Below are 23,200 nucleotides of genomic sequence, written 5' to 3'. Positions count from 1 at the left end.
GTCGCGACCAATCTGCTCGGCACGATCCGGATGACGTATGCATTCCTGCCGCTGCTGGGGGGCAAGGACGACGCGGTCGTCATGAACGTCACCTCTTCGCTGGCGTTCGTCCCGTTCCCGATCACGCCGACCTACAGCGCGACCAAGGCCGCGCTGCACTCCTTCTCCGAGAGCCTGCGCATCCAGCTCGCCGGTGCTGACGCCGGCGTCCAGGTGATCGAGGTGGTCCCGCCGGGCGTGCGCACGACCCTGCTGGGCCAGCAGGACAGTGACCAGGCCATGCCGTTGGACGACTTCCTCACCGAGACCCTCGACCTGCTGCGCGAGAAGCCCGACGCGAAGGAGATTGTCGTCGAGCGCGCCAGGTTCATCCGCGACGCGGTGGCCGACGGCTCCTACGACGACGTCCTCGCCATGATCAGCAGCAGCTGACCGACCCGAAATGCCCGATGCTGAACAGCAGCACGCGGGCGGGTCCTGTTGGGCCACATCATGGACGGAAGCGCCTTCGGCTTCGCTCCGGTCGTCGCCGGGCCGGGCGACGAGGCGCGGGGCCGGTCTGAAGCGCTGGGCGTCCTTGACGGGGGAACGTCGCCGCAGGCCGTCTTCCCTACCGGCGGCCTGCGGCGTTCCGCCGACGGTCAGCGAATTTCCCAGCGGGTCATGCAGGTCAAGGGACCATTGGGTCGTCTCGCTGCGAGCGACTTCACCGTCGGCCGTATGAGCGCGCGGGGTGGGAGAGGACTGCTCAGCCATGGATCGGTGGTCTCTGGATAGCCGGGCGGGATGCGGCGAGGATGGGGGCATGGACAAGAAGGAACTGGCGGAATTCCTGCGGCACCGGCGTGAGATGTTGCGCCCCCGCGACGTCGGGCTGATCGAGGGGCCGCGCAGGCGTACGCAGGGGCTGCGCCGCGAGGAGGTCGCGCAACTCGCCGGCATGTCCACCGACTACTACGCCCGCCTGGAACAGCAGCGCGCTCCGCAGCCCTCCGTCCAGATCACCACGTCTCTCGCCCGGGCACTGCGGCTGACCCTGGACGAACGCGACCACCTCTTCGTCCTCATCGGCCACAACGCCCCGGCCCGCTTCCACCGCTCCGAACACGTCAGTCCGACGCTGATGCGGGTCCTGGACCGCCTGGACGACTCCCCGGCCCTGGTGCAGACGGACCTGCTCGACACCCTCGCGATGAACCCGTTGGCCATCGCGCTGATCGGCGACCAGACCCGCCACACCGGTCTGGCCCGCAGCGGCTACTACCGCTGGTTCATGGACCCGGCCGAACGTCTGGTGTATCCCGAGGAGGTCCACGAACACCACGGCCGTGCCCATGCGGCGCGCCTGCGGGCCGCGCTGACAGCCGGCAGCGACACCCCCCGAGCCGCCCGGATCCTCGCCGAACTGCAGGAACACAGCCCCGAGTTCGTGCGCATGTGGGAACTTCAGGAAGTCGCCCAACGCTACGACGACTGCAAGACCATCCTCCATCCCGAACTCGGCCGCATCGACGTCGACGCCCAGGTCCTGTTCACCGAGAACCGCGCCCAGACCCTGGTGGTGCTGACCACTCGCCCCGGCACGGAGAGCCACAGCAAGTTCGAACTGCTCTCCGTCATAGGACAGCAACAGCTCACCCCGTGACGTCCCTGGACCCGGGGGTCTCCTAGCTTTCCCGGCGCGGAACCCCAGCAGCCCGCATCTTGATCGTGGCGTCACGCTTCAGGCAGTCGACGACGTTCCTGCCGAGTCGGTCGGCGGCCGCCGCGACGAGCCCGTCGCAGGGGCCTCGCTCATCACGCAGCCATGGACCCAGCTTGGGGCGCGTCACGGGGTCAGTAGCGCCCGAGATCTCCGGCCACCCCCCAGGACGACCTTCCTCATCCCAGGAAGCTCAACCGCACCTGACGATCCGGATTGTCGCGATTCGTGTCCACCAGACACACCGACTGCCACGTCCCCAACTCCAGTCGCCCACCGACCACCGGGAGCGTCGCGTGCGGCGGGACGAGGGCGGGCAGGACGTGGTCGCGGCCGTGGCCGGGGCTGCCGTGGCGGTGCTGCCAGCGGTCGTCGGCGGGGAGGAGGGTGCGCAGGGCGGCGAGGAGGTCGTCGTCGCTGCCCGCGCCCGTCTCGATGACCGCGATGCCGGCAGTCGCGTGCGGGACGAAGATATTGAGGAGGCCGTCGCGACCGGCGGCCGCCTCGCGCAGGAAGGCTTCGCAGTCGTGGGTGAGGTCGGCGATCCTCTCCGTGGAGCCGGTGGCCACGCTCAGGACTCGGGTGGTGAAGGCATCTGACATGCCTCCCATCCTCACCCACGTCGCCTGTTCCACACACGAAGGTTCGCCCGGTTCCTGATACGAGGGGTCCAGTCCGCGAGACACCATTGACCGTGGCCATGCCAGCTGGCTACTTTCGGCCGCATGTTGCGTTCAGCCATGCTCACCACGCGCGGTCACATCGACCTGCTGCGGGTGGCTTCCGCCGCGTGTCGCCGCGGCTGCTGACGCCCTCTCACGCCGTTTTCCCCTCGCCTGGGCTCCGTCCTGCCCGCACGTCCGATCCGCGCTGATCTCGCGTTGCTGATCTGCCTTCACTGATCCGCTTTCGCTGATCTGCCTTTCGACGTGACGGTGCCGAGGCGTACCCGTCCTCAGTCGCTCTCCCCTCCGTGGAGCACTCATGAGCATCAGCCATGCCCCGCCTGGCTCTCCCGAACCCGATATTTCGGAAATACCGAAGCCTGCCTCCGCCCCGTCGGCACTCGATCTCGAAGCCCTCGTCCCCACGTCCGCCCGCCGCACCCGCATCCCCCGCTGGCTGCGTCGTACCACGGGCCCGCTCCTGTTGCTGGTCCTGTGGCAACTCCTCAGCAGCACGGGGGTGTTGACGCCCGACGTACTCGCCTCGCCGGGGCGGATCGCCGAGGTCGGCAGGGATCTGATCGCCGACGGCTCGCTCCCCTCCGCGATGGGCACCTCGCTTCAGCGCGTGGCGGCCGGGCTGGTCCTCGGCACGGTCATCGGCACCGGACTCGCCCTGGTCTCGGGCCTGTTCCGGATCGGCGAGGATCTCGTGGACGCGCCGGTCCAGATGCTCCGGACGGTGCCGTTCGTGGGCCTGATCCCGCTGTTCATCATCTGGTTCGGCATCGGCGAGGCACCCAAGGTCGCCATCATCACGCTCGGCGTGACCTTCCCGCTCTACCTGAACGTGTACGCCGGCATCCGCGGCGTCGACGCCCAGTTGATCGAGGCCGGGGAGTCCCTCGGGCTCTCGCGGCGGGGGCTCGTGCGGCACGTGGTCCTGCCGGGTGCGCTGCCCGGGGCCATGACCGGCCTCAGGTACTCGCTCGGTATCGCCTGGCTCGCGCTGGTCTTCGCCGAGCAGGTCAACGCGGACGCCGGGATCGGCTTCCTCATGATCCAGGCGCGGGACTTCCTGCGGACCGACGTGATCGTGGTCTGCCTGATCGTCTACGCCTTCCTCGGCCTGCTGGCCGACTTCGTCGTCCGCTCCCTCGAAAGGCTGCTGCTGCAATGGCGACCGACGTTCACCGGCCGGTGACCACGCCCTCGGCCGTGCGGGTCGAGGGGCTGACCCGCTCCTTCGACGGCCGCCCGGTCATCGACGACCTCCAACTCGACCTCCGACCGGGCGAGTTCGTCGCCCTGATCGGCCGCAGCGGCTGCGGCAAGTCCACCCTGCTGCGCATCCTCGCCGGTCTCGACCGGGACATCCAGGGCACCGTCCTCGTGCCGCGCCGCAAGGCCGTCGCCTTCCAGGCGCCGCGGCTGATGCCGTGGAAGAAGGTGTGGCGCAACGTGCTGCTCGGGCTGCCGGGCAAGCCCGAGCGGGCCGTCGCCGAGCGCGCCCTCGAAGAGGTCGGCCTGGACCACCGCTCCGACGCCTGGCCCAAGACCCTCTCCGGCGGCGAGGCCCAACGTGCCTCACTGGCCAGGGCGTTGGTCCGCGAGCCCGATCTGCTGCTGCTCGACGAGCCGTTCGGCGCGCTCGACGCCCTCACCCGGATCAAGGCCCAGCGCCTGGTGGGTGAGTTGTGGCAGCGTCGCGGGTGCGCCGTCCTGCTCGTCACGCACGACGTGGAGGAGGCCGTCCTGCTCGCCGACCGCGTCCTGGTGATGGACGACGGTGTCATCGCGCACGAGCAGGAGATCGACCTCGACCGGCCGCGTGACATCACCGACCCGCGGTTCGCCGAGCTGCGCGCCGGCCTCCTGGAGCGCCTGGGCGTCGACACCGCCGCCGAAGCCGCCTGAACTCCCCATCCTTCACCCTCGTTTCACGAGAACGGACCCACCATGCGACGACGCCTCGTCCCCGCCGCACTGCTTCTCCCCCTGGCCCTGCTCCTGACCGCCTGCGGCGGGAACTCGGCGGCCTCGACGGGCGGCGACACGGACGGCAAGGGCTCCCTCACCATCAATGTCGGTGACCAGAAGGGCGGTTCGGAGGCCATCCTGCGGGCCGCCGGGGAGCTCAAGAACCTCGACTACAAGATCAAGTGGTCCACCTTCACCTCCGGCCCACCGCTCCTGGAGGCCATCAACGCGGGTGCGGTCGACATCGGCGGCGTCGGCAACACCCCGCCGGTCTTCGCCGCCGGTGCCAACTCCAAGATCTCGGTGGTGGCCGCCTGGCACGGCACGTCCAAGGGCGACGCCATCCTCGTACCGAAAAGCTCGAAGCTGAGCAAACCCCAGGACCTCAAGGGCAAGTCCGTCGCCGTGGCGCAGGGCTCCTCCGCGCACTACCAGCTGGTCGCCTCCCTCGAAGCGGCCGGGCTGAGCCTGCGCGACGTGAAGGTCAAGTACCTCCAACCGGCCGACGCGCTCGCCGCGTTCACCTCCGGCAGCGTCGATGCCTGGGCGGTGTGGGACCCGTACACCTCGCAGATCCTCAAGGCCGAGCAGGGCCGCGTGCTGACGACCGGCGAGGGGGTGACCAACGGGCTCACCTTCCAGGTGGCGGCGCCGGGCGCGCTGAAGGATGCGAAGAAGTCGGCGGCCGTCAAGGACTACCTGGAGCGGCTGCGGCGCGCCTACCGGTGGGTGTACGACCACGAGGAGGAATGGGCGAAGGTCTGGGCCAAGGACACCGGGCTGCCCGAGGACGTGGCACTGGCCTCGGTGAAGCGCACCTACGCCACCCGGATCGCGGTCGCGGTCGACAAGCCGCTCGTCGCCTCCGAGCAGCGGATCGCCGACGCGTTCACGGCGCTCAAACTCATCCCGCGCAAGGTCGACTTCGCCGACTTCACGGACACCCGGTTCAACGGCGACCTCCCGCCGTCGACCACCACGCCCCGCCCCTCGGAAGGCTCGTGACATGACCGTACGTCTCCACTGGTTCCTGCCGACGGGCGGCGACGGCCGAACCCTCGTCGACCGGCACGCGTACGCGCCCAACGACATCGGCGCGGCCCGAAAGCTCAGCGGGGTGCGCGCCCCCGACATCGAGTACCTCGCCCAGATCGCCAAGGCGGCCGAGCAGTTGGGCTTCGAGGCGGTGCTCACCCCGACCGGCACCTGGTGCGAGGACGCCTGGCTGACCACCGTGGCGCTCGCCCAGCACACCGAGCGGCTGAAGTTCCTGGTGGCGTTCCGGCCGGGGCTGATCTCGCCGACGCTCGCCGCGCAGATGGCGGCGACCTATCAACGCGTCACGCGCGGACGGCTGTTGCTGAACGTCGTCACGGGCGGCGACTCGGCAGAGCAGCGGCGCTTCGGCGACCGGCTCGACCACGACCGGCGGTATGCCCGTACGGACGAGTTCCTGTCGGTCGTACGCGGGGTGTGGCGCGGTGAGCCGTACGACTTCCACGGCAGCCACTACCAGGTCGACGGCGGGCTGACCGCACTGCCGCCGGACCCGCTGCCGCAGCTGTTCTTCGGCGGGTCCTCCGCGGCCGCCGGGCCGGTCGCCGCGCGGCATGCCGACGTCTATCTGACCTGGGGGGAGCCGCCCGCGCAGGTCAAGGAGAAGATCGACTGGATCCGGTCGCTGGCCGAGCGGGAGGGCCGCGAGGTCCGCTTCGGGATCCGGGTGCACACGATCTCGCGCGACTCGTCGGCCGAGGCCTGGGCGACCGCGCGCCGGCTGCTCGACGACCTCGATCCGGACACGATCGCGGCCGCGCAGACGGCGCTCGGGCGCAGCGAGTCGGTGGGCCAGCGGCGGATGCTGGCGCTGCACGGCGGCTCGCGCGACGAGCTGGAGATCCATCCGAATCTGTGGGCCGGCGTCGGCCTGGTCCGCGGCGGCGCGGGCACCGCCCTGGTCGGCAGCCACGCCGAGGTCGCCGACCTGATCGAGGAGTACCACCAGCTGGGCGTCGAGCACTTCGTGCTCTCCGGGTATCCGCATCTGGAGGAGGCGTACTGGTTCGGGGAGGGCGTGATCCCCGAACTGGCCGCCCGCGGGCTGGTGGAGGGGGCGAGGAGCGGTGCGCCGGTCCTCGTCGGGGGCGGGCGCTGATCGCGCGGGAAGATCCACGACGGACGCGCTGTTGGTAGAAGCGTGAACAACACACGCGAGGTCGACGTGGTCGTCATAGGCGCCGGGCAGGCGGGTCTGGCCGGCGCCTATCACCTGCGGCGGTCCGGTTTCGAGCCGGAGCGCGACTTCATCGTGCTGGACCACTCCCCCGGCCCCGGCGGCGCCTGGCAGTTCCGGTGGCCGTCGCTGACGTACGGCAAGGTCCACGGGATGCACGCCCTGCCCGGCCTGGAACTCACCCACGCCGATCCGGCGCGGCCCTCCGCCGAGGTCATCACCGGGTACTTCGAGACCTACGAGCGCACCTTCGACCTGCGTGTACGACGGCCGGTCGATGTCCGCGCCGTTCGCGAGGGGCCCGGCGGGCGGTTGCTCGTCGAGACCTCCGCCGGTACCTGGTCGACGCGGGCGCTGATCAACGCGACCGGGACCTGGGACCGGCCGTTCTGGCCACGCTATCCGGGCCAGGACACCTTCCGGGGACCACAGGTGCACACCGTGCGGTACCCCGGGCCCGAGGCGTTCGCCGGGCAGCGGGTCGTCGTGGTGGGCGGGGGCGCGTCCGGCACCCAGCACCTGCTGGAGATCGCCCCCTACGCGGCGGCCACCACCTGGGTCACCCGGCGGCCGCCGGTCTTCCGGGAGGGCCCCTTCGACGAGAACGCGGGCCGGGCGGCGGTCGCGCTCGTCGAGGAGCGGGTGCGGCAGGGGCTGCCGCCGAAGAGCGTCGTCTCGGTGACGGGGCTGCCGCTGAACGACGCGATCCGGCAGGGCCTCAGCGACGGTGTCCTGGACCGGCTGCCGATGTTCGACCGGATCACACCCGACGGGGTGGAGTGGGACGACGGGCGGCGGGTGGACGCCGACGTCATCCTGTGGGCCACCGGGTTCCGGCCCGCCATCGACCATCTCGCGCCGCTCAAGCTGCGTGAGCCCGGCGGCGGGATCCGGGTCGAGGACACGCGCGCGGTCGCCGATCCGCGGATCCACCTGGTGGGCTACGGCCCGTCGGCGAGCACCATCGGGGCCAACCGGGCGGGCCGCGCCGCGGTGCGGGACATCAGACGGCTGCTGAGCGAGGAGCCGGCCGAGCGGTCCGTCGAGGGCGCCGGCGAGCCCGTCGCCGCCTGACCTCCCGCCGGGTCACCCGGCCTTCGGTGAGCTGTGCTGGTTCCGGTTGAACTCGGTGACATTGCGCTGGTGTTCGGCGTAGTCGGCGGTGAAGCGTGTGTCGCCCGGCTTGACCGTGACGAAGTACAGCCAGTCGCCCGGCGTCGGGTTGATCGCGGCGTGCATCGCAGCCTCGCCCGGACTGTCGATCGGAGTGGGCGGCAGGCCCATGCGCTGGTACGAGTTGTAGGGGCTGTTGATCCGCGTGTCGGCGGCGGTTGTCCGCACCGTGGAGCGGTTCAGCGCGTAGTTGATGGTGGCGTCCATCTGGAGCGGCATGCCGCGTTCCAGTCGGTTGAAGACGACCCGGGCCACCTTGCCCATGTCGGCCTTGGTGTCGGCCTCGGCCTGGACGAGGCTCGCGATGGTGACCGCCTGGTAGACGTTCATCGCGTTGCGCTGGGCGCCGGCCGCGATGGGGGCGCCGTTGAACTTCTTGTTGGCGGTGTCGACCATGAACGACAGCATCTCCTCCGGAGTCGCCTGCTCCTGGAGCGGATACGTCGCCGGGAAGAGGTAACCCTCCGGGTTGCCCTCCGCGTCGTTCGGCAGCTTCAGGTTGGCCTTGGCGAGGGACTTCCTGGTGGTGCCCGCGGGCAGGGCCAGGGCCTTGTCGACGGCGTCGTAGACCTGGCCGGCCCGCCAGCCCTCCGGGATCACCAGGGTGGTGGGCTTCGCCTCCCCCTCCCGGTGTCCGCCCAGGATCAGCAGCGGCACCGCCACGGCGGTGCCGGCCACGACGGCCCCGGACGCGATGAGGGCGGCACGGCCCCGGCGCGTGAGTCGAATCGTGCTCCGTGGCGGAGTGTTCATCTGCATGCGGGCACGGTAACCCGCTAAAGCTCACAAACCCGACATATCATCATTTCGTCAGCTCCAGTCGGGCGTCCCGGCGGACCAGGGCCGCATACCGCCCGTCCCGCTCCAGGAGCTCCTCGTGCGTGCCCTGTTCGGCCAACTCGCCGGAGTCCAGGACCACGATCTGGTCGGCACCCCGAATGGTGGACAGGCGGTGCGCGATGGTGAGCGTGGTGCGGTTGGCCGAGAGCGCGTCGATGGCCTCCTGGACGGCGTGCTCGGTGCGGGTGTCCAGGGCGCTGGTCGCCTCGTCCAGGATCAGGACCGGCGGGTCGCGCAGGATCGTGCGGGCGATGGCCAGGCGCTGCTTCTCCCCGCCGGAGAAACGGTGGCCGCGCTCGCCGACGACTGTGTCGTAGCCGTCGGGCAGAGCGGCGATGTGGTCGTGGATCTGGGCCGCCCTCGCCGCCGCCTCCAACTCCTCGTCGGTGGCGTCCGGCTTGGCGAAGCGCAGGTTCTCCGCGACCGTGGCGTGGAAGAGGTACGTCTCCTGGGAGACGACGCCGACCGCACGGGCGAGGGTGTCGAAGTCGAGGTCGCGGACGTCGATCCCGTCGAGGGTGACCCGGCCGCCCGTCACGTCGTACAGCCGCGGAACCAGGTAGCCCAGGGTGGACTTGCCGGCGCCGGTCGGGCCGACGACCGCGAGGCTGCCGCCCGCGGGGACGGTGATGTCGAGGCCGTCGAGGATCGGGGCACCCTTGTCGTCGTAGCGGAACTCGACGTTCTCGAAGCGGATCTCGCCCTCGATCTTGTCGAGGTGGACCGGCTGCTCGCGCTCGGTGATGTCGATCGGCAGGTCGAGGTACTCGAAGATGCGCTGGAAGAGCGCGAGCGAACTCTGGATCTGGACGCCGGTCGACAGCAGGCTCACGGCCGGGCGGAACAGGCCCTGCTGGAGCGAGACGAAGGCGACGATGGTGCCGATGGAGACCTCGGGGCCGCCCGTCTGGAGGGCGAGGCCCGCGGTCCAGTAGACGACGGCGGGCATGGCGGCCATGACGATCGAGATGACGGCCATGCGCCAGCGGCCCGCCATGTTCGACCGCACTTCGAGGTCGACCAGTTGCTCGGACTCCTCGGAGAAGGAACGCGTCAGCGAGTCGGAACGGCCCATCGTGCGGCCCAGCAGGATCCCGCTGACCGAGAGCGACTCGGTGACGGTCGCCGCCATCGCGGCCATCTGCTTCTGACGCTGGGTGGTGATCCTCTTGCGTTCGCTGCCGACCCGGCGGCTGATCCACACGAAGACCGGCAGCAGGACCAGGGAGACCACGGTCAGGCGCCAGTCGAGGACGACCATCGCGATGATCGTGGCGATCACGCTGGTCAGGTTGGAGACCAGGGAGGTGGCGGTCGAGGTGACGGTGGCCTGCATACCGCCGATGTCGTTGGCGATGCGCGACTGGACCTCGCCGGTACGCGTGCGCGTGAAGAAGGCGAGGGACATGCGTTGCAGACGGCCGTATACGGCCGTGCGCAGGTCGTGCATGACGCGCTGGCCGACGGTCGTGGAGATCAGGGTCTGCAGCACACCGAAGATGCTGGTGAGGACGGCGCTGAGGATCATGCCGAGCGCGAGCAGGCTCAGCAGCCCGGTGCGGCCCTCGGGGATCGCGACGTCCAGCGTCGCCTTCAGCAGGAACGGGGTGGCCACGGTGACCAGGGACGCGGCACCGACCAGCAGGCCGACGATCGCGAGCCGGCCGCGGTACGGCTTGAACAGGGTGAGGATGCGGCGCACCTGCCGAGGCTGGTCGGTCGAGGTGCCGGGAGTGGGGGTCCAGGTGATGACGTCGCGGGGCATGGTCTCCTACGGAGGGTGAGGGGGTGAAGACTGACGGAGCTTAGCTCATTGTTACCTATACTCACAATGAACGTCATCCTGATATTGTTCCCGCATGACCACCCCCGATCCCGATGGCGTGCTCGCCGACAAGCTGCTGCGGCTCACCCGCCGTGTGCACCGGATCCAGAAGCGCCATCTGGAGCGGCGCGGCCTGGGCGTCACCCCGGCGCAGTCCCGGTTGCTGCGCTCCCTCGCGCACTGCGATGCGCCGCCCCGGATGGCCGACCTCGCGGAGCGGCTGGAGGTCGTGCCACGCGCCGTGACCACGCTGGTGGACGGCCTGGAGGCGAGCGGCAAGGTGCGCCGGGTGCCCGATCCGACCAACCGCCGGGTGATCCGGATCGAGCTGACCGACGACGGACACAAGGCCCTGACCGAGCTGCGCGGCGCGCGCAGATCCGCCGCGGAGGAGATCCTGGCTCCGCTGTCGGACGAACAGCGCGAGGTGCTGGGCGGGTTGCTGGACACGCTGGTGGACGGGATACCGGAGCGGGGGCACGGCTGCTGAGCGGCAGCTCCTGCGCAACAGGCCGCGGCCACCGCTCCGTCGTACTGGAGCGGTGGCCGCGGCCTGTGGTGTGTCGCTCTTGTCAACTGGCCTCGGGGGCCGGTTCCTTGGCGGACTGTGCCGGTACGGCGACCGACTTGTCGGCAGTGTCCGAGGGGGCGGTCTCCGGAGCCTCGGCGGCGGCCGGCGGGCCGGGCTCGTCGTCGTCCTCCGTCGGCACGACCTCGCCGTCCAGGACCTTCTTCGCCCTGTCGGTGTCCAGCGCGCCCTCCCAGCGGGAGACGGCGAAGACGGCGACACAGTTGCCGAGCAGGTTGGTCACGACGCGCATCGAGTCCATGATGCGGTCCACGCCCAGCAGCAGGGCGACGGCGCCGGCCGGGATGGCCCCCAGCGAGGAGGCGGTCGCGGACAGGGCGAGGAAGGCCGAACCGGGGATGCCCGCCATGCCCTTGCTGGTCAGCATGAGCACCAGGACGACGGTGATCTGCTGACTCAGGCTCAGGTCCACGCCCACCGCCTGAGCGATGAACAGCGTGCCGATGGACAGGTAGAGCGAGGCGCCGTCGAGGTTGAAGGAGTAGCCCGTCGGCAGCACCAGGCCCACCGCGTCGTCGCGGGCGCCGGCCCGGCGCAGCTTCTGCATCACGCGCGGCATGACGGACTCGGTGGAAGCGGTGCCGAGCGCGAGCAGCATCTCCTCGCGGATGTAGCGGACGAACTTCCAGAGGCTGAGCCCGGTGACCATCTTGAGCGCGACGGAGAGCAGCACGAGGAAGAGCGCCGCGGCCACGTAGCACAGGATGATGAGTTTGGCGTACGTCTCGATCACGCCGAGCCCGTACTGGCCGATCAGGGCGGCCATCGCGCCGAACACCGCGATCGGGGCGAGCCGCATGATGTAGCCGACGATCGCGAAGATGATCTCCTGGGCCTGCTCGATGGCGGGCAGGACCTTCGGCACCTTGGTGTGGCCCAGGTGCAGCAAGGCCGCGCCCACCAGACAGGCCAGGATGAGCACTTGGAGGAGCTCGTTCTCGGCGAAGGCGCCGATGAAACTGGTGGGAAGCGCGTTGAGGACGAACTCCGTCGTCGAGGGCAGCGAACCGCCACCCGTCTTGGCGTCGACCGCCGCGGAGTTGAGCGTGGAGGGATCGACGTTCATCCCCGAGCCGGGCTGGACGACGTTGGCGGCGACGAGACCGATGATCAGGGCCGCCGTGGACGCGACCTCGAACCAGATCAGGGCCTTCAGCCCGATCCGGCCGAACGCCTTCAGGTCACCGGCCTTGGCGATCCCGACGACCACCACGCAGAACACCAGCGGCGAGATGATCGTCTTGATGAGCCGGGTGAAACCGTCGCCGAGCGGCTGGAGTTCCGCGGCCGTGCCGGGCCACAGCTTCCCGACGACGATTCCGAGCACGAGCGCGCAGGCGACCTGCGCGAAAAGAGAGGTACGCAGTATGCGTGCGACGCGTCGCGGCAGGGACGGTACGGGCGGCGGCGGCACTGGCACTCCTAGTGGGGACGTTCGACACACAGAAGCCGGGGACGGGACTTCTGCGATACGGAAAGCGGATTCCGTGGCGATCACTTTGGAGGTGCCATTGATCCCGCCGAAGACCTCCGTGTTTCCGTCGCGTTAAATCAGCCCACCAGGTGACGCATCGCACACAACTCGCGTCAGCAGCCGGTGCGTTCCTCGGTGAGCACTCCCTGGACGCTGGTCAGGGAACGGTCGTAGCACCCGCCCGAGCCGTGGATCCGGTAGCGCTCGCTCGTCGTGCCGACCGCGTGCCGCTGGTCACGGGGCACGTTCACGGTGTACGTGGCGTCGCCCGCGTAGGTGTCGTCGAGCCGCGACCACGCGGCGCGCCGGCCGCCCCGCGTCTCGACGACCGCCGCGCGGTCACCGAGGGTCAGCACGGTCCGCAGCCGGTCGGCCGCGCCGAGCGTGGTCGTGCCGTCCATCGTGTACGTCCGATGAGTGGCCGTCGTCCGGGCCGGTCCGCGCCCGTCGACGGTGACCGACTCGTCGTCCGTCCATGTGGCGTCCAGCGCGTCCGTCGACTCGCCGTCGGTCCAGCGATGGACGGAGGTGTTCGCCAGCGCACGCGTGATGGTGGTCGTCACCCTGCCGTGCGAGGTGTCGACGTATCCGGCGACGGCGAGCCGGTGGCCACCCTCCGTGTCGACCCGGTGCTCCGAACCAGGCGTGTACCTGGAGGAGTTGCTGAGGTCGTCGGCCTTGTGCCGGGTGAGGCTTCCGGAGACGTGCGCGCTCTTCGCGTCCTGCCAGACGAGGACGTTCACGGGCGCGCTCCAGCCGCTCTGCCCCTCGGGGACGCCGACGACGGAGACCTCGACGCGGTGCGGGCGACCGTCGTTGAGAATCCCGGCGAAGGGTGTCAGGTCGTATTCGATCGGCTTGATGTCGAAGGCACGCGGTCCGGGAACGACGTACCAGAGGAAGGGATTGGACCAGCCGCCGGTCCACACGGTCGGGAACGGGGCGGCGATTCCCGCGAGTTGCCCGTCGACCCTGATCTGCACCTCGCGGTAGGGACCGCCGTCGGCCTGGCAGGAGTACGGGGCGGAGCCGGGCACCGACAGATACCAGTACTCCTCGCAACCGCCGCCGGATCCGGTGGCGTACACCTCGGCGACGATGCGCTCGCTGTTGCGCGGGGTGGTGAGGGTGGCGGCGCCGGTTCCGTCGGTTCCGCCGTTGAGGGTCAGGACCCGGTCGGGCGTCGCGGCCGGCTTGCCCGCGTAGAAGGTCAGGGTGACCTTGACGTCGATGATTCCCGTGTAGGTGTCGTCGACGACGTTGCCGATGAGCATCTCGACGTCCTGGCCGCGGCGGAACGTGTCGCTGTAGCGCGTGACGCCCTTCTCGACGGACCACTCGATGCCGTCGGGAGAGGGCTGGGGCGTCGACGTACGGAAGATCTCGACGCCGCCGACATGCAGATAGCCGAGCCGGTCGAACTGCCGTCCCTTGACCTTGCCGTCGAGCCGCAGCACGACCTTGCTCCAGCGGTCGCCACAGCCGTCCGGCGGCGTGTAGGTGCCCTTGTACGGGGTGAAGTCACGGAACTGCGCCTCGGCGACGGTGACTTGGCAGGACTTCGCGGAGGGCTTGGTGACGGGCGGGGCCGCCGTGCTGGGGTCGTGCCAGTCGGAGCCGAACTCGGCGGGGACGTCGGCGGATCGAGCGGACGCGGCGGCGGTCTCCGCGGCCGACACGGGGCCCGTTCCAAGGAGGGTGCCCGCCAGGAGGGTCGCCCCTGCGAGCATGGACATGATGATCCGTCTCTTCATGAGCGGTGTTCTACGGGGAGTCGGGCGCCCTCCGCAATGAGGCCTCCCTCATGAGGGTCAGCCTGACTGGCCCCGGGGGCGGGTCGGGTCGTCGGCGGGATGCCCTTGACGCGGTTGTAGTCGATGGCGATGACGTAGTCGAAGTCGTGCCAGTACGACTTGGCCCACCAGCGCGGTGCCGCGAAGGCGGCCGACCGCGTGTACGGGAGCCCGGCCCCGGGGTTGGGGCCGGGGAGCACACCGCCCGCGTCGCTGAGCGTGAACACACCGACGGGGCCGCGGTTGTCGTCCTCGTGGTGGTTGGTCGTCCAGCCCTTCTTGCCGTTGTGCGCCGGCCATTTGCGGGTGCGGTCCCAGGTGGTGCCGCGCTTCGTGTACGGCACGACCGTGGCGTCCGGCGAGTCCCTGCCGTCGCCGTAGACCGCCACGACCTGGCGGGAGTCGGCGGGGATCCGCCGCTGGAGCCCGTCGCCCACGTTCGGGACTCGTGTCGGGTCGGCGGTGGCCTGGTCGGGTGTGGGCGGGCTTGCCCGCGGCTCTCGCCTTCGTACCGCCGCGGTGCTCCGGGCCCGAACTGCCGCAGGAGGACAGCCGGTACGGCAGTCAGCCGGTTCTGTGCGCCGGGACGGAAAACCGTTTGCTTCCGACCACGCTATGAGGCGAACCTTTCACGGTTTGCAACCGCAGTTCGCGATCCCCTTCTCGCCTCCCCTTCCCCCTTCCCCTGACACGAGCCACTGGGACGTCATGCAGATCCAAGACCTTCCGTATCCCGACCCGGGTGTGCCGGACGCGCGCTCAGGGCCCCGATTCCTGCGGTGGCTCTTCCGGAACCAGCTGGACGGCCAGCTCAAGTCGCTGGCCTGGGGACTGCTGCACTTCGTCTCCGTCTCCGCGCTGCCCTTCTGCGTCGGTCTCGCCATCCAGGCCGTCGTGGACCGCTCCGGTGCCCGGCTCGCCCTCGCGGGCGCCCTGCTGGCGCTGTGCGGCGCCGGCCAGGCGGTCGGCGACACCTTCCTGCACCGCGCCGCGGTCACCAACTGGATCACGGCTGCCGCACGAGTCCAGCAACTCCTGGCCCGCAAAGCCGCCCAGCTGGGCTCGGCGCTGACCCGGCGGGTCGCGGCCGGCGAGGTCGTGGCCGTGTCCACCGGCGATGTCGAGAAGATCGGCTGGTTCGTGGAGGCCATCTCCCGGTTCACCGCGGCGGCGGTCACCATCGTGTTGGTCTGCATCGCGCTGGTCGTCTACCAGCCGGCGCTCGGCGTGGTCGTCGCCATCGGACTGCCCGTCCTGACCCTCGCCGTGCTGCCGCTGCTGCCCCGTGCGACCCGGCGCGCCGACTTCCAGCGCGAGAAGGCGGGGCGCGCCACCGAACTGGCCTCGGACACCGTCGCCGGTCTGCGCGTCCTGCGCGGCATCGGCGGCGAGGAGCTCTTCCTCGACCGCTACCGCCGCGCCTCCCAGGAGGTCCGCCACGCGGCCGTGCGCAGCGCCCGCATGTGGTCCCTGATCTCCGCGATCCAGGTACTGCTGCCGGGCCTGCTGCTGATCGCGGTCGTCTGGTACGGCGTCCACCTGGCCCGCCAGGGCCGGATCAGCGTCGGCGAACTGGTCACGGTCTACAGCTCGGTCATGGTCCTCACCTACCCTCTACGCCACGTCGAAGAGATCGCGATGGCCTACTCCTTCTCCCGCCCCTCGGCCCGGCGGGCCGCGCGGGTGCTGGCGCTGGAGCGCGCCACCGACACCGAGGGATCACTCGCCGCCGCGATGCCGGCCGGCGATCTGTACGACCCGGCCACCGGTCTGCTCGCACCCGCCGGCCGGCTCACCGCGGTGGTGTGCGGCGACCCGGACACAGCGGGGCTGCTGGCGGAACGGCTGGGCGGACACCCCTCGGAGGAGGGCACACCGGTGTTGCTGGGCGGAGTGCCGCTCGACGAGCTGCCGCTCGACTCCGCCCGTACCGCCGTTCTCGTCCAGGACAAGGACCCGGTGCTGCTGTCCGGTTCACTGCGCGAGCTGCTCGACGTGCCCGCGTCGGGCGACGTCGGCGCCGAGGAGGCGCTGGCGGCCGCCCAGTGCTCAGACGTCCTGGCCGCACTCGCCGAGGGCTCGCTCGACGCCGAGGACCCGATGGACGCCCGCATCACCGAACGCGGACGCTCCCTGTCCGGCGGCCAGCGCCAACGGCTCGCACTGGCCCGGTCGCTGATCACGGACCCGGAGGTGCTCGTCCTGGACGAGCCGACGTCCGCCGTCGACTCGCATACGGAGGCCCGGATCGCGCAGAGCATGCGGGACCTGCGGGCCGGGCGCACGACCGTGGTCTTCACCTCCTCGCCCCTCCTGCTGGACCACGCCGACCGCGTCGTGCTCGTACACGAGGGCGCGGTCACGGCGGTCGGTGTGCACCGCGAACTGGTGCACAAGGAACCCCGGTACCGGGCCGTGGTGACCCGGGAGACCGACGAGGAGGCCGCCGCCCTGGCCGACAAGGAGGCGGCGCTGCACGACGTACTGGACGAACTGGAAGAGATCGAGGAGACAGCATGATCGGCGTGGCGCCACCGGCGTACGACCCGGCCGCCCCGACCACGGCGAACACCCTGCCGGTCGGCGCCTCCGCGACCGTACGCGCCTATGTGGCCGAACTGTTCCGCCGGCACCGGCGTGCCTTCCTGCTCCTCGTCACCGTCAACACGGTCTCCGTGATCGCCTCGATGGCGGGCCCATGGCTGCTGGGCGGGCTGGTGGAACGGGTGTCGGACGACGCACAGGAACTCCATCTGGAGCTGACGGCCGGGTTGTTCGTCCTCGCGCTGGCCGTCCAGGCCGTGTTCGTGCGGGAGGTGCGGCTGCGCGGGGCGATGCTCGGCGAGCGGATGCTGGCCGACCTGCGCGAGGACTTCCTCGTACGGTCGGTCGGGCTGCCGCCGGGTGTCCTGGAGCGGGCCGGGACGGGTGACCTGCTGTCCAGGATCACGACGGACATCGACCGGCTGGCCAACGCGATGCGCGAGGCCGTTCCGCAGCTGGCGATCGGCGTGGTGTGGGTGGTCCTGCTGATGGGCGGGCTCGTGATCACGGCGCCGCCGCTCGCGGCCACCGTGCTGGTCGCCCTGCCGCTGCTGGTGGTCGGCTCCCGTTGGTACTTCCGGCGCGCGCCGTCCGCGTACCGATCGGAGTCCGCCGGATACGCCGCCGTGGCCGCCGCGCTCGCCGAGACCGTGGACGCCGGGCACACCATCGAGGCCCACCGCCTCGGCGCCCGCCGCATCGCGCTGTCGGAGCGGCGGATCAAGGAATGGACGGCTTGGGAACGCTACACACTCTGGCTGCGGTCGGTGCTCTTCCCCGTCATCAACGTCACTCATGTGATGGTCCTCGCCTCGGTACTCATGCTCGGCGGCGTGTTTGCCCTCCAGGGCTGGATCGGGGTCGGCCAGCTGACCACCGGGGCGCTCATAGCGCAGATGCTCGTCGACCCGGTGAACCTGATCCTGCGCTGGTTCGACGAGCTCCAGGTCGCCCAGGTGTCGCTGGCCCGGCTGGTCGGCATCAACGACATCGAGCCGGACGCCGGTGACCCGACGGTTGCCCCCGACGGGCGCCGCGTGCACGCGGACCGGGTGCACTTCGGCTACCGCGAGGGCGTGGACGTCCTGCGCGAGGTGTCCCTGGAGGTCCCCGCCGGCACCCGGCTGGCGCTGGTCGGGCCCTCCGGTGCGGGCAAGTCCACGCTGGGCAGGCTGCTCGCGGGGATCTACGCGCCCCGGGACGGCCGGATCACCCTGGGCGGCGCCGAGCTCTCCCGGATGCCGGCCGAACGCGTCCGCTCGCATGTGGCCCTGGTCAACCAGGAGCACCACGTCTTCGTGGGCTCCCTGCGCGACAACCTCCTGCTCGCCCGGACCGGCGCCGCCGACGCGGAGCTGTGGGCGGCACTGGGCGCGGTGGACGCGGACGGGTGGGCGCGCGCGCTCGACGACGGGCTGGACACCGAGGTCGGCTCGGGCGGGCTGGCGCTGACCCCGGCCCAGGCGCAGCAGATCGCCCTGGCCCGGCTGGTGCTGGCCGACCCGCACACGCTGGTGCTGGACGAGGCGACCTCCCTGCTCGACCCGCGGGCGGCACGCCATCTGGAACGCTCCCTGGCCCGCGTCCTCGACGGCCGCACGGTGGTCGCGATCGCCCACCGGCTGCACACCGCCCACGACGCGGACGTCATCGCCGTCGTCGAGAACGGCCGGATCAGCGAGCTGGGCAGCCACGACGAGCTGGTCGCCGCGGACGGGGCGTACTCGGCGCTGTGGCGGTCCTGGCACGGGTGACCCGGCTGTGCCGGGGCGCGGAGTGCGTGAGCCCGGGCCGGGGATGAGCGGTCCCCGGGCGCGGAGTGCGTGAGCCCGGGCCGGGGATGAGCGGTCCCCGGCCCTGGCCCGTGCCGTTGCGCGGAGCCGAAGACGAGTGGAAGGCTGGATAGCGGCACCGGCTCGGGGAGCGCCCGTGAACCACGCGGTTCACCGAAGGGCGCAGCGAGTGCCCCGTACGCCTGCGGCCCGCCGCCGACCACGGGAAGGACGCGCCCGCCCTCACCACCTGGAGGTACCTGTGAACAGCGCCGACGGATGGGGTGACGACGTCTACCAGCCCGATGCATCCGAGATCCAGGACGACGCGGGACTGCTGGATGCCGAGGACACCCTGGAGAACGACGGTGTCAGCGACCCCCTCGACCGGGGCTGGTCCCCTCCGGAGCGCCCCTGGGCAGTCGAGCACTCCGGCGTGACGGCCGCCGAACGCCGACAGGGCGAGACGCTGGACCAGCGGCTCGCAGAGGAGCTGCCGGATCCCGGCATGCCCGACGGAGACGACATCGGCGACTGCGCCGACACCGACGGCGAGCCCCTGGACAACGAGGTCGGGGCGGATCGCTCCGGCCGTCTCGTGGCACCCGACGAGGGGGCGCACGAGGACGAGGAGAGCGCGCTGGTCGCCACGGACGTGGGCATCGACGGCGCGGCCGCCTCCGCCGAGGAGGCCGCGGTGCACATCGTCGACGAGGACACCCTCTCCGGCTGATCCCACAGTCCCCGCGCCGTCGGCGTCTCCGCCGACGGCGCACGAGCCGACGTCGTACAAGGAGCGTCCATGCAGCAGGACAAGCACCCCGACTACCGCGAGGTCGTCTTCCGCGACCGGGCCGCGGGTTACGCCTTCCTCACCCGCTCCACCGCGACCAGCGAGCAGACCATCGAGTGGGACGACGGCGAGAGGTACCCCGTGGTCGACGTGGAGATCTCCTCGGAGAGCCACCCCTTCTACACCGGCAAGGCACGGACGGTGGACTCGGAGGGCCGCATCGCCCAGTTCGAACGGCGCTACGGCGGCGGGGCGGAGCAGCCGGGATCCGGCGGTGGCGAGGCGGGCTGAGGGCCCCGGCCGCGCCGGGGCTTGGGTGGGGAGGGCGCGGCCGGCGCCGGACCCGGCGCTCAGATGAAGTTGAGCGCCGCCGCGCAGCCCACTCCCCCGAGCAGCATGAACGCCGGCATGAGCACCTTCAGCTCGACCCAGCTGCCCGCCCGGAACCGCATGAACTTCGGCGGACCGATCGGGTACCAGCGCTTGCGGCCCACCGGGATCGGCCACAGGACCGGGCAGCCGGAGACCGTCAGCGCGTCCCCGATGTCGTGCACCAGCGCGCCGAGGACGACCGGCAGGCCGAGCCACAGGTACTCCTGGCCCGGTGCCGTGAACAACCAGTCCGAGCCGTTGCCCGCCTGGTCCAGGACGCCTGCGAGGATCCACGCGCTGGTCGCGGCCAGCAGCCAGACCAGGACGTCGGCGCTGGAACCACGCGTCGCCCGCCACAGCAGCCCCTCGATGGCGAGCACGATGTGGACGAAGAGGATGACCAGAACCGCCCAGCGACCTCCCGTGATCGCGGCGGCCGCGGTGCCCGCGCCGATCAGGACGGCCCACAGCCAGGTGTGGGTGAGCGTGCGGTGCCCGCCGGAGCGGCGCGGGTCGCCCTGCTTCTTCGTCGCCTTGTAGACGCCGTAGGAGAGCTTGTCGACGATCTCGCAGAGGCCTCGTGAGATCGGTCCGAAGGCCCTCGAGATGGTCGCCGCCTTGTGATCGAGATCCGGAGCGAGCGCGGCGCCCGCGCAGATCAGGGCTCCGACCAGAAGGACCGGCCAGGGCATCGTGTGCCCCGTCGCGGCGGCGGCCGCCCCGACGCCGAGCCAGGCCGCGGCGCCCGACAGTGAGTGTGCTGGTCCCATCATGGCTACTGCCCGCCCCATTCCTCGTGTGCCGCTGTCCAGTTGACCGGGCGCGCTGACGCGCCGTCGGCGACACAGCGTAGCGTTCGCGATCTTCGCGCCAGCATCCGATTCCCCTCTGGGGCTCAAGGGCAGGCAAGATGGGTGGGTGACCCTCATCGATCAGCTGCCGCCGACCGCCGACCCCGACGCCCTGTACGAAGCCTTCGAGGCGTGGTCCCAGGAGCGCGGTCTCACCCTCTATCCCCACCAGGAGGAGGCGCTGATCGAGGTGGTCTCCGGGGCGAACGTGATCGTGTCGACGCCCACCGGTTCCGGCAAGAGCATGATCGCGGCGGGCGCCCATTTCGCCGCGCTGGCCCGTGACGAGGTCACCTTCTACACGGCTCCGATCAAGGCACTCGTCTCGGAGAAGTTCTTCGAGCTGTGCAAGATCTTCGGCACCGAGAACGTCGGCATGCTGACCGGCGACGCGTCCGTGAACGCCGACGCCCCCGTCATCTGCTGCACCGCCGAGGTGCTCGCCTCGATCGCGCTGCGCGACGGCAAGCACGCGGACGTCGGCCAGGTCGTCATGGACGAGTTCCACTTCTACGCGGAGGGGGACCGCGGCTGGGCCTGGCAGATCCCGATCCTGGAACTGCCGCAGGCGCAGTTCATCCTGATGTCGGCCACACTCGGCGATGTCTCGATGTTCGAGAAGGACCTGACCCGGCGCACCGGCCGGCCGACCTCGGTGGTCCGCTCGGCCACCCGCCCGGTGCCGCTCTCCTACGAGTACCGGTTCACCCCGCTCACCGAGACGCTGACAGAGCTGCTGGAGACCAAGCAGGCGCCCGTCTACATCGTGCACTTCACGCAGGCGCAGGCCGTGGAGCGGGCGCAGGCGCTGATGAGCATCAACATGTGCACGCGCGAGGAGAAGGACCAGATCGCCGAGCTCATCGGCAACTTCCGCTTCACCACCAAGTTCGGCCGCAACCTCTCCCGATACGTGCGGCACGGCATCGGGGTGCATCACGCCGGCATGCTGCCCAAGTACCGGCGCCTGGTGGAGAAGCTGGCGCAGGCCGGTCTGCTGAAGGTCATCTGCGGCACGGACACGCTCGGCGTCGGCGTCAACGTGCCCATCCGCACCGTGCTGTTCACGGCCCTGACCAAGTACGACGGCACGCGCGTCCGTACGCTGCGCGCCCGCGAGTTCCACCAGATCGCCGGCCGCGCCGGACGCGCGGGCTTCGACACGGCGGGCTTGGTCGTCGCCCAGGCCCCCGAGCACGTCGTCGAGAACGAGAAGGCGCTCGCCAAGGCGGGTGACGACCCGAAGAAACGCCGGAAGGTCGTCCGCAAGAAGGCACCCGAGGGCTTCGTCGCGTGGACGGAGAACACCTTCGACAAGCTGATCACCTCCGAGCCGGAGCCGCTGACGTCCCGCTTCCGGGTGACGCACACCATGCTGCTGTCGGTGATCGCCCGGCCCGGCAACGCCTTCGAGGCGATGCGGCACCTCCTGGAGGACAACCACGAGCCGCGCAAGCAGCAGCTGAGGCACATCCGGCGCGCGATCGCGATCTACCGCTCGCTGCTGGACGGCGGCATCGTCGAGAAACTCGACGAGCCGGACTCCGAGGGCCGCATCGTGCGCCTCACGGTCGATCTGCAACAGGACTTCGCGCTGAACCAGCCGCTGTCCACCTTCGCCCTGGCCGCGTTCGAACTCCTCGACCCCGAGTCGCCCTCCTACGCCCTGGACATGGTGTCCGTCGTCGAGTCCACGCTGGACGACCCGCGGCAGATCCTCGCCGCCCAGCAGAACAAGGCCCGCGGTGAGGCGGTGGCCGCGATGAAGGCGGACGGCGTCGAGTACGAGGACCGCATGGAGCGCCTCCAGGACGTCACGTACCCGAAGCCCCTGGAGGAGCTGCTCTTCCACGCCTACGACACCTACCGCAAGAGCCACCCGTGGGTCGGCGACCATCCGCTGTCGCCGAAGTCCGTCGTCCGGGACATGTACGAACGGGCGATGTCCTTCACCGAGTTGGTCTCCCACTACGAGCTGGCCCGCACCGAGGGCATCGTGCTGCGCTACCTCGCCGGCGCCTACAAGGCCCTCGACCACACCGTCCCGGACGACCTCAAGTCCGAGGATCTCCAGGATCTGATCGAGTGGCTCGGTGAGATGGTGCGCCAGGTCGACTCCAGCCTGCTGGACGAGTGGGAGCAGCTCGCCAACCCGGAGGAGATGACCGCCGAGGAGGCCCAGGAGAAGGCCGACGAGGTCAAGCCGGTCACCACCAACGCGCGCGCCTTCCGCGTCCTCGTCCGCAACGCCATGTTCCGCCGTGTCGAGCTCGCCGCCCTGGACCAGGTCGAGGAGCTGGGCGCGCTGGACGGCGACTCCGGCTGGGACGCCGACGCCTGGGGCGAGGCCATGGACAAGTACTGGGACGAGTACGACGACCTCGGCACCGGCCCCGACGCCCGCGGCCCCAAACTGCTGATGATCGAGGAGGACGCGGACCACGACCTGTGGCGCGTCCGTCAGATCTTCGACGACCCGAATGACGATCATGACTGGGGCATCAGCGCGGAGATCGACCTCGCGGCCTCCGACGCCGAGGGCCGTGCGATCGTCCGTGTCACCGATGTCGGCCAGCTGTGAGCACAGGAGAATC

General features: G+C 70.5%; 20 protein-coding genes and 1 pseudogene. 14 read left to right on the top strand and 7 right to left on the bottom strand.

The window, feature by feature from the left end; genetic code table 11:
* Together AB0I77_RS48295 and AB0I77_RS48290 are read left to right on the top strand one after the other, a co-directional pair.
* Positions 1 to 432 (top strand): SDR family NAD(P)-dependent oxidoreductase (locus tag AB0I77_RS48295; protein ID WP_363289344.1); only part of this gene is annotated, 432 nt, incomplete at its 5' end.
* 373 nt (positions 433 to 805) lie between these two features.
* Positions 806 to 1,645, top strand: a complete 840-nt coding sequence (locus AB0I77_RS48290) for a helix-turn-helix transcriptional regulator (protein ID WP_363289343.1) — start codon at positions 806 to 808, stop codon at positions 1,643 to 1,645.
* Between the two features lie 236 nt (positions 1,646 to 1,881).
* Here the strand turns inward: AB0I77_RS48290 and AB0I77_RS48285 are convergent, their stop codons facing one another.
* Positions 1,882 to 2,304, bottom strand: coding sequence for a YjbQ family protein (locus AB0I77_RS48285; RefSeq protein ID WP_363289342.1), 423 nt, complete (start codon positions 2,302 to 2,304; stop codon positions 1,882 to 1,884).
* Between the two features lie 123 nt (positions 2,305 to 2,427).
* On the opposite strand from AB0I77_RS48285, the gene AB0I77_RS48280 reads away from it, so the two are divergent.
* The 6 genes from AB0I77_RS48280 (at position 2,428) to AB0I77_RS48255 (ending at position 7,654) form a co-directional block, all read left to right on the top strand.
* Positions 2,428 to 2,511: a putative leader peptide gene (locus tag AB0I77_RS48280; protein WP_351276907.1), complete on the top strand. Its 84-nt coding sequence runs from the start codon at positions 2,428 to 2,430 to the stop codon at positions 2,509 to 2,511.
* Between the two features lie 175 nt (positions 2,512 to 2,686).
* Positions 2,687 to 3,571 (top strand): ABC transporter permease, encoded by an 885-nt coding sequence (locus AB0I77_RS48275; protein WP_363289341.1) that lies wholly within the window; start codon positions 2,687 to 2,689, stop codon positions 3,569 to 3,571.
* Positions 3,544 to 4,284, top strand: a complete 741-nt coding sequence (locus AB0I77_RS48270) for an ABC transporter ATP-binding protein (RefSeq protein ID WP_363289340.1) — start codon at positions 3,544 to 3,546, stop codon at positions 4,282 to 4,284. Before AB0I77_RS48275 ends, AB0I77_RS48270 begins: the two co-directional genes overlap by 28 nt.
* Before the next feature lie 42 nt (positions 4,285 to 4,326).
* On the top strand, positions 4,327 to 5,352 hold the full coding sequence (locus AB0I77_RS48265) for an ABC transporter substrate-binding protein (RefSeq protein ID WP_363289339.1): 1,026 nt from the start codon (positions 4,327 to 4,329) through the stop codon (positions 5,350 to 5,352).
* Between the two features lies 1 nt (position 5,353).
* Positions 5,354 to 6,502 (top strand): LLM class flavin-dependent oxidoreductase, encoded by a 1,149-nt coding sequence (locus AB0I77_RS48260; RefSeq protein WP_363289338.1) that lies wholly within the window; start codon positions 5,354 to 5,356, stop codon positions 6,500 to 6,502.
* A 42-nt stretch (positions 6,503 to 6,544) separates the two neighbouring features.
* Positions 6,545 to 7,654: an NAD(P)-binding domain-containing protein gene (locus tag AB0I77_RS48255; protein ID WP_363289337.1), complete on the top strand. Its 1,110-nt coding sequence runs from the start codon at positions 6,545 to 6,547 to the stop codon at positions 7,652 to 7,654.
* Positions 7,655 to 7,666: 12 nt separating this feature from the next.
* Here AB0I77_RS48255 and mltG read toward each other — a convergent pair whose 3' ends face one another.
* Positions 7,667 to 8,512: an endolytic transglycosylase MltG gene (gene mltG / locus AB0I77_RS48250; protein WP_363289336.1), complete on the bottom strand. Its 846-nt coding sequence runs from the start codon at positions 8,510 to 8,512 to the stop codon at positions 7,667 to 7,669.
* Positions 8,513 to 8,555: 43 nt separating this feature from the next.
* Positions 8,556 to 10,358, bottom strand: a complete 1,803-nt coding sequence (locus AB0I77_RS48245; protein ID WP_363289335.1) for an ABC transporter ATP-binding protein — start codon at positions 10,356 to 10,358, stop codon at positions 8,556 to 8,558.
* A 94-nt stretch (positions 10,359 to 10,452) separates the two neighbouring features.
* Here AB0I77_RS48245 and AB0I77_RS48240 point away from each other — a divergent pair, with 94 nt between their 5' ends.
* Positions 10,453 to 10,908 (top strand): MarR family transcriptional regulator, encoded by a 456-nt coding sequence (locus tag AB0I77_RS48240; protein ID WP_363289334.1) that lies wholly within the window; start codon positions 10,453 to 10,455, stop codon positions 10,906 to 10,908.
* 82 nt (positions 10,909 to 10,990) lie between these two features.
* Here the strand turns inward: AB0I77_RS48240 and AB0I77_RS48235 are convergent, their stop codons facing one another.
* The 3 genes and pseudogenes from AB0I77_RS48235 to AB0I77_RS48225 all read right to left on the bottom strand — a co-directional run.
* Entirely contained in the window at positions 10,991 to 12,427 is a 1,437-nt protein-coding gene (locus tag AB0I77_RS48235) for a cation:dicarboxylase symporter family transporter (RefSeq protein ID WP_363289333.1), read from the bottom strand.
* A gap of 167 nt (positions 12,428 to 12,594) precedes the next feature.
* Positions 12,595 to 14,235, bottom strand: a complete 1,641-nt coding sequence (locus AB0I77_RS48230) for a peptide-N4-asparagine amidase (protein WP_363289332.1) — start codon at positions 14,233 to 14,235, stop codon at positions 12,595 to 12,597.
* Positions 14,236 to 14,327: 92 nt separating this feature from the next.
* A pseudogene (locus tag AB0I77_RS48225) lies at positions 14,328 to 14,838 on the bottom strand (hypothetical protein); the annotation flags it as partial.
* 144 nt (positions 14,839 to 14,982) lie between these two features.
* Between AB0I77_RS48225 and AB0I77_RS48220 the strand changes: the two are divergent.
* From AB0I77_RS48220 to AB0I77_RS48205, 4 genes are all read left to right on the top strand, one after another.
* Positions 14,983 to 16,794, top strand: coding sequence for an ABC transporter ATP-binding protein (locus tag AB0I77_RS48220; protein ID WP_363289331.1), 1,812 nt, complete (start codon positions 14,983 to 14,985; stop codon positions 16,792 to 16,794).
* Positions 16,791 to 18,572, top strand: a complete 1,782-nt coding sequence (locus AB0I77_RS48215) for an ABC transporter ATP-binding protein (protein ID WP_363289330.1) — start codon at positions 16,791 to 16,793, stop codon at positions 18,570 to 18,572. Before AB0I77_RS48220 ends, AB0I77_RS48215 begins: the two co-directional genes overlap by 4 nt.
* A gap of 280 nt (positions 18,573 to 18,852) precedes the next feature.
* Positions 18,853 to 19,323, top strand: a complete 471-nt coding sequence (locus AB0I77_RS48210; protein ID WP_363289329.1) for a DUF5709 domain-containing protein — start codon at positions 18,853 to 18,855, stop codon at positions 19,321 to 19,323.
* Between the two features lie 69 nt (positions 19,324 to 19,392).
* Positions 19,393 to 19,674, top strand: coding sequence for a type B 50S ribosomal protein L31 (locus tag AB0I77_RS48205; RefSeq protein ID WP_363289328.1), 282 nt, complete (start codon positions 19,393 to 19,395; stop codon positions 19,672 to 19,674).
* 59 nt (positions 19,675 to 19,733) lie between these two features.
* On the opposite strand, the gene AB0I77_RS48200 is transcribed toward AB0I77_RS48205, so the two are convergent.
* Positions 19,734 to 20,528: a metal-dependent hydrolase gene (locus tag AB0I77_RS48200; protein WP_363289327.1), complete on the bottom strand. Its 795-nt coding sequence runs from the start codon at positions 20,526 to 20,528 to the stop codon at positions 19,734 to 19,736.
* A gap of 145 nt (positions 20,529 to 20,673) precedes the next feature.
* Between AB0I77_RS48200 and AB0I77_RS48195 the strand changes: the two genes are divergently transcribed.
* The gene (locus tag AB0I77_RS48195) at positions 20,674 to 23,187 is read left to right on the top strand and encodes a DUF3516 domain-containing protein (protein ID WP_363289326.1); all 2,514 of its coding nucleotides are present in this window, start codon (positions 20,674 to 20,676) and stop codon (positions 23,185 to 23,187) included.
* The last annotated feature ends 13 nt before the right edge of the window (positions 23,188 to 23,200 follow it).

The sequence above is a fragment of the Streptomyces sp. NPDC050619 genome, from assembly GCF_040654815.1.
Lineage (GTDB): Bacteria > Actinomycetota > Actinomycetes > Streptomycetales > Streptomycetaceae > Streptomyces.
The sequence above is the reverse complement of the archived record's forward strand: the minus strand, read 5'-3'. Positions and strand labels throughout refer to the sequence as shown.

Bases quoted from the DNA above. Each gene is read 5' to 3' on its own strand.
- AB0I77_RS48285 (WP_363289342.1), bottom strand. From the start codon at position 2,304: ATGTCAGATGCCTTCACCACCCGAGTCCTGAGCGTGGCCACCGGCTCC.
- AB0I77_RS48200 (WP_363289327.1), bottom strand. From the start codon at position 20,528: ATGATGGGACCAGCACACTCACTGTCGGGCGCCGCGGCCTGGCTCGGC.
- AB0I77_RS48230 (WP_363289332.1), bottom strand. From the start codon at position 14,235: ATGAAGAGACGGATCATCATGTCCATGCTCGCAGGGGCGACCCTCCTG.
- AB0I77_RS48265 (WP_363289339.1), top strand. From the start codon at position 4,327: ATGCGACGACGCCTCGTCCCCGCCGCACTGCTTCTCCCCCTGGCCCTG.
- AB0I77_RS48220 (WP_363289331.1), top strand. From the start codon at position 14,983: ATGCAGATCCAAGACCTTCCGTATCCCGACCCGGGTGTGCCGGACGCG.
- AB0I77_RS48290 (WP_363289343.1), top strand. From the start codon at position 806: ATGGACAAGAAGGAACTGGCGGAATTCCTGCGGCACCGGCGTGAGATG.
- AB0I77_RS48205 (WP_363289328.1), top strand. From the start codon at position 19,393: ATGCAGCAGGACAAGCACCCCGACTACCGCGAGGTCGTCTTCCGCGAC.
- AB0I77_RS48240 (WP_363289334.1), top strand. From the start codon at position 10,453: ATGACCACCCCCGATCCCGATGGCGTGCTCGCCGACAAGCTGCTGCGG.
- AB0I77_RS48245 (WP_363289335.1), bottom strand. From the start codon at position 10,358: ATGCCCCGCGACGTCATCACCTGGACCCCCACTCCCGGCACCTCGACC.
- mltG (WP_363289336.1), bottom strand. From the start codon at position 8,512: ATGCAGATGAACACTCCGCCACGGAGCACGATTCGACTCACGCGCCGG.
- AB0I77_RS48260 (WP_363289338.1), top strand. From the start codon at position 5,354: ATGACCGTACGTCTCCACTGGTTCCTGCCGACGGGCGGCGACGGCCGA.
- AB0I77_RS48270 (WP_363289340.1), top strand. From the start codon at position 3,544: ATGGCGACCGACGTTCACCGGCCGGTGACCACGCCCTCGGCCGTGCGG.
- AB0I77_RS48280 (WP_351276907.1), top strand. From the start codon at position 2,428: ATGTTGCGTTCAGCCATGCTCACCACGCGCGGTCACATCGACCTGCTG.
- AB0I77_RS48275 (WP_363289341.1), top strand. From the start codon at position 2,687: ATGAGCATCAGCCATGCCCCGCCTGGCTCTCCCGAACCCGATATTTCG.
- AB0I77_RS48215 (WP_363289330.1), top strand. From the start codon at position 16,791: ATGATCGGCGTGGCGCCACCGGCGTACGACCCGGCCGCCCCGACCACG.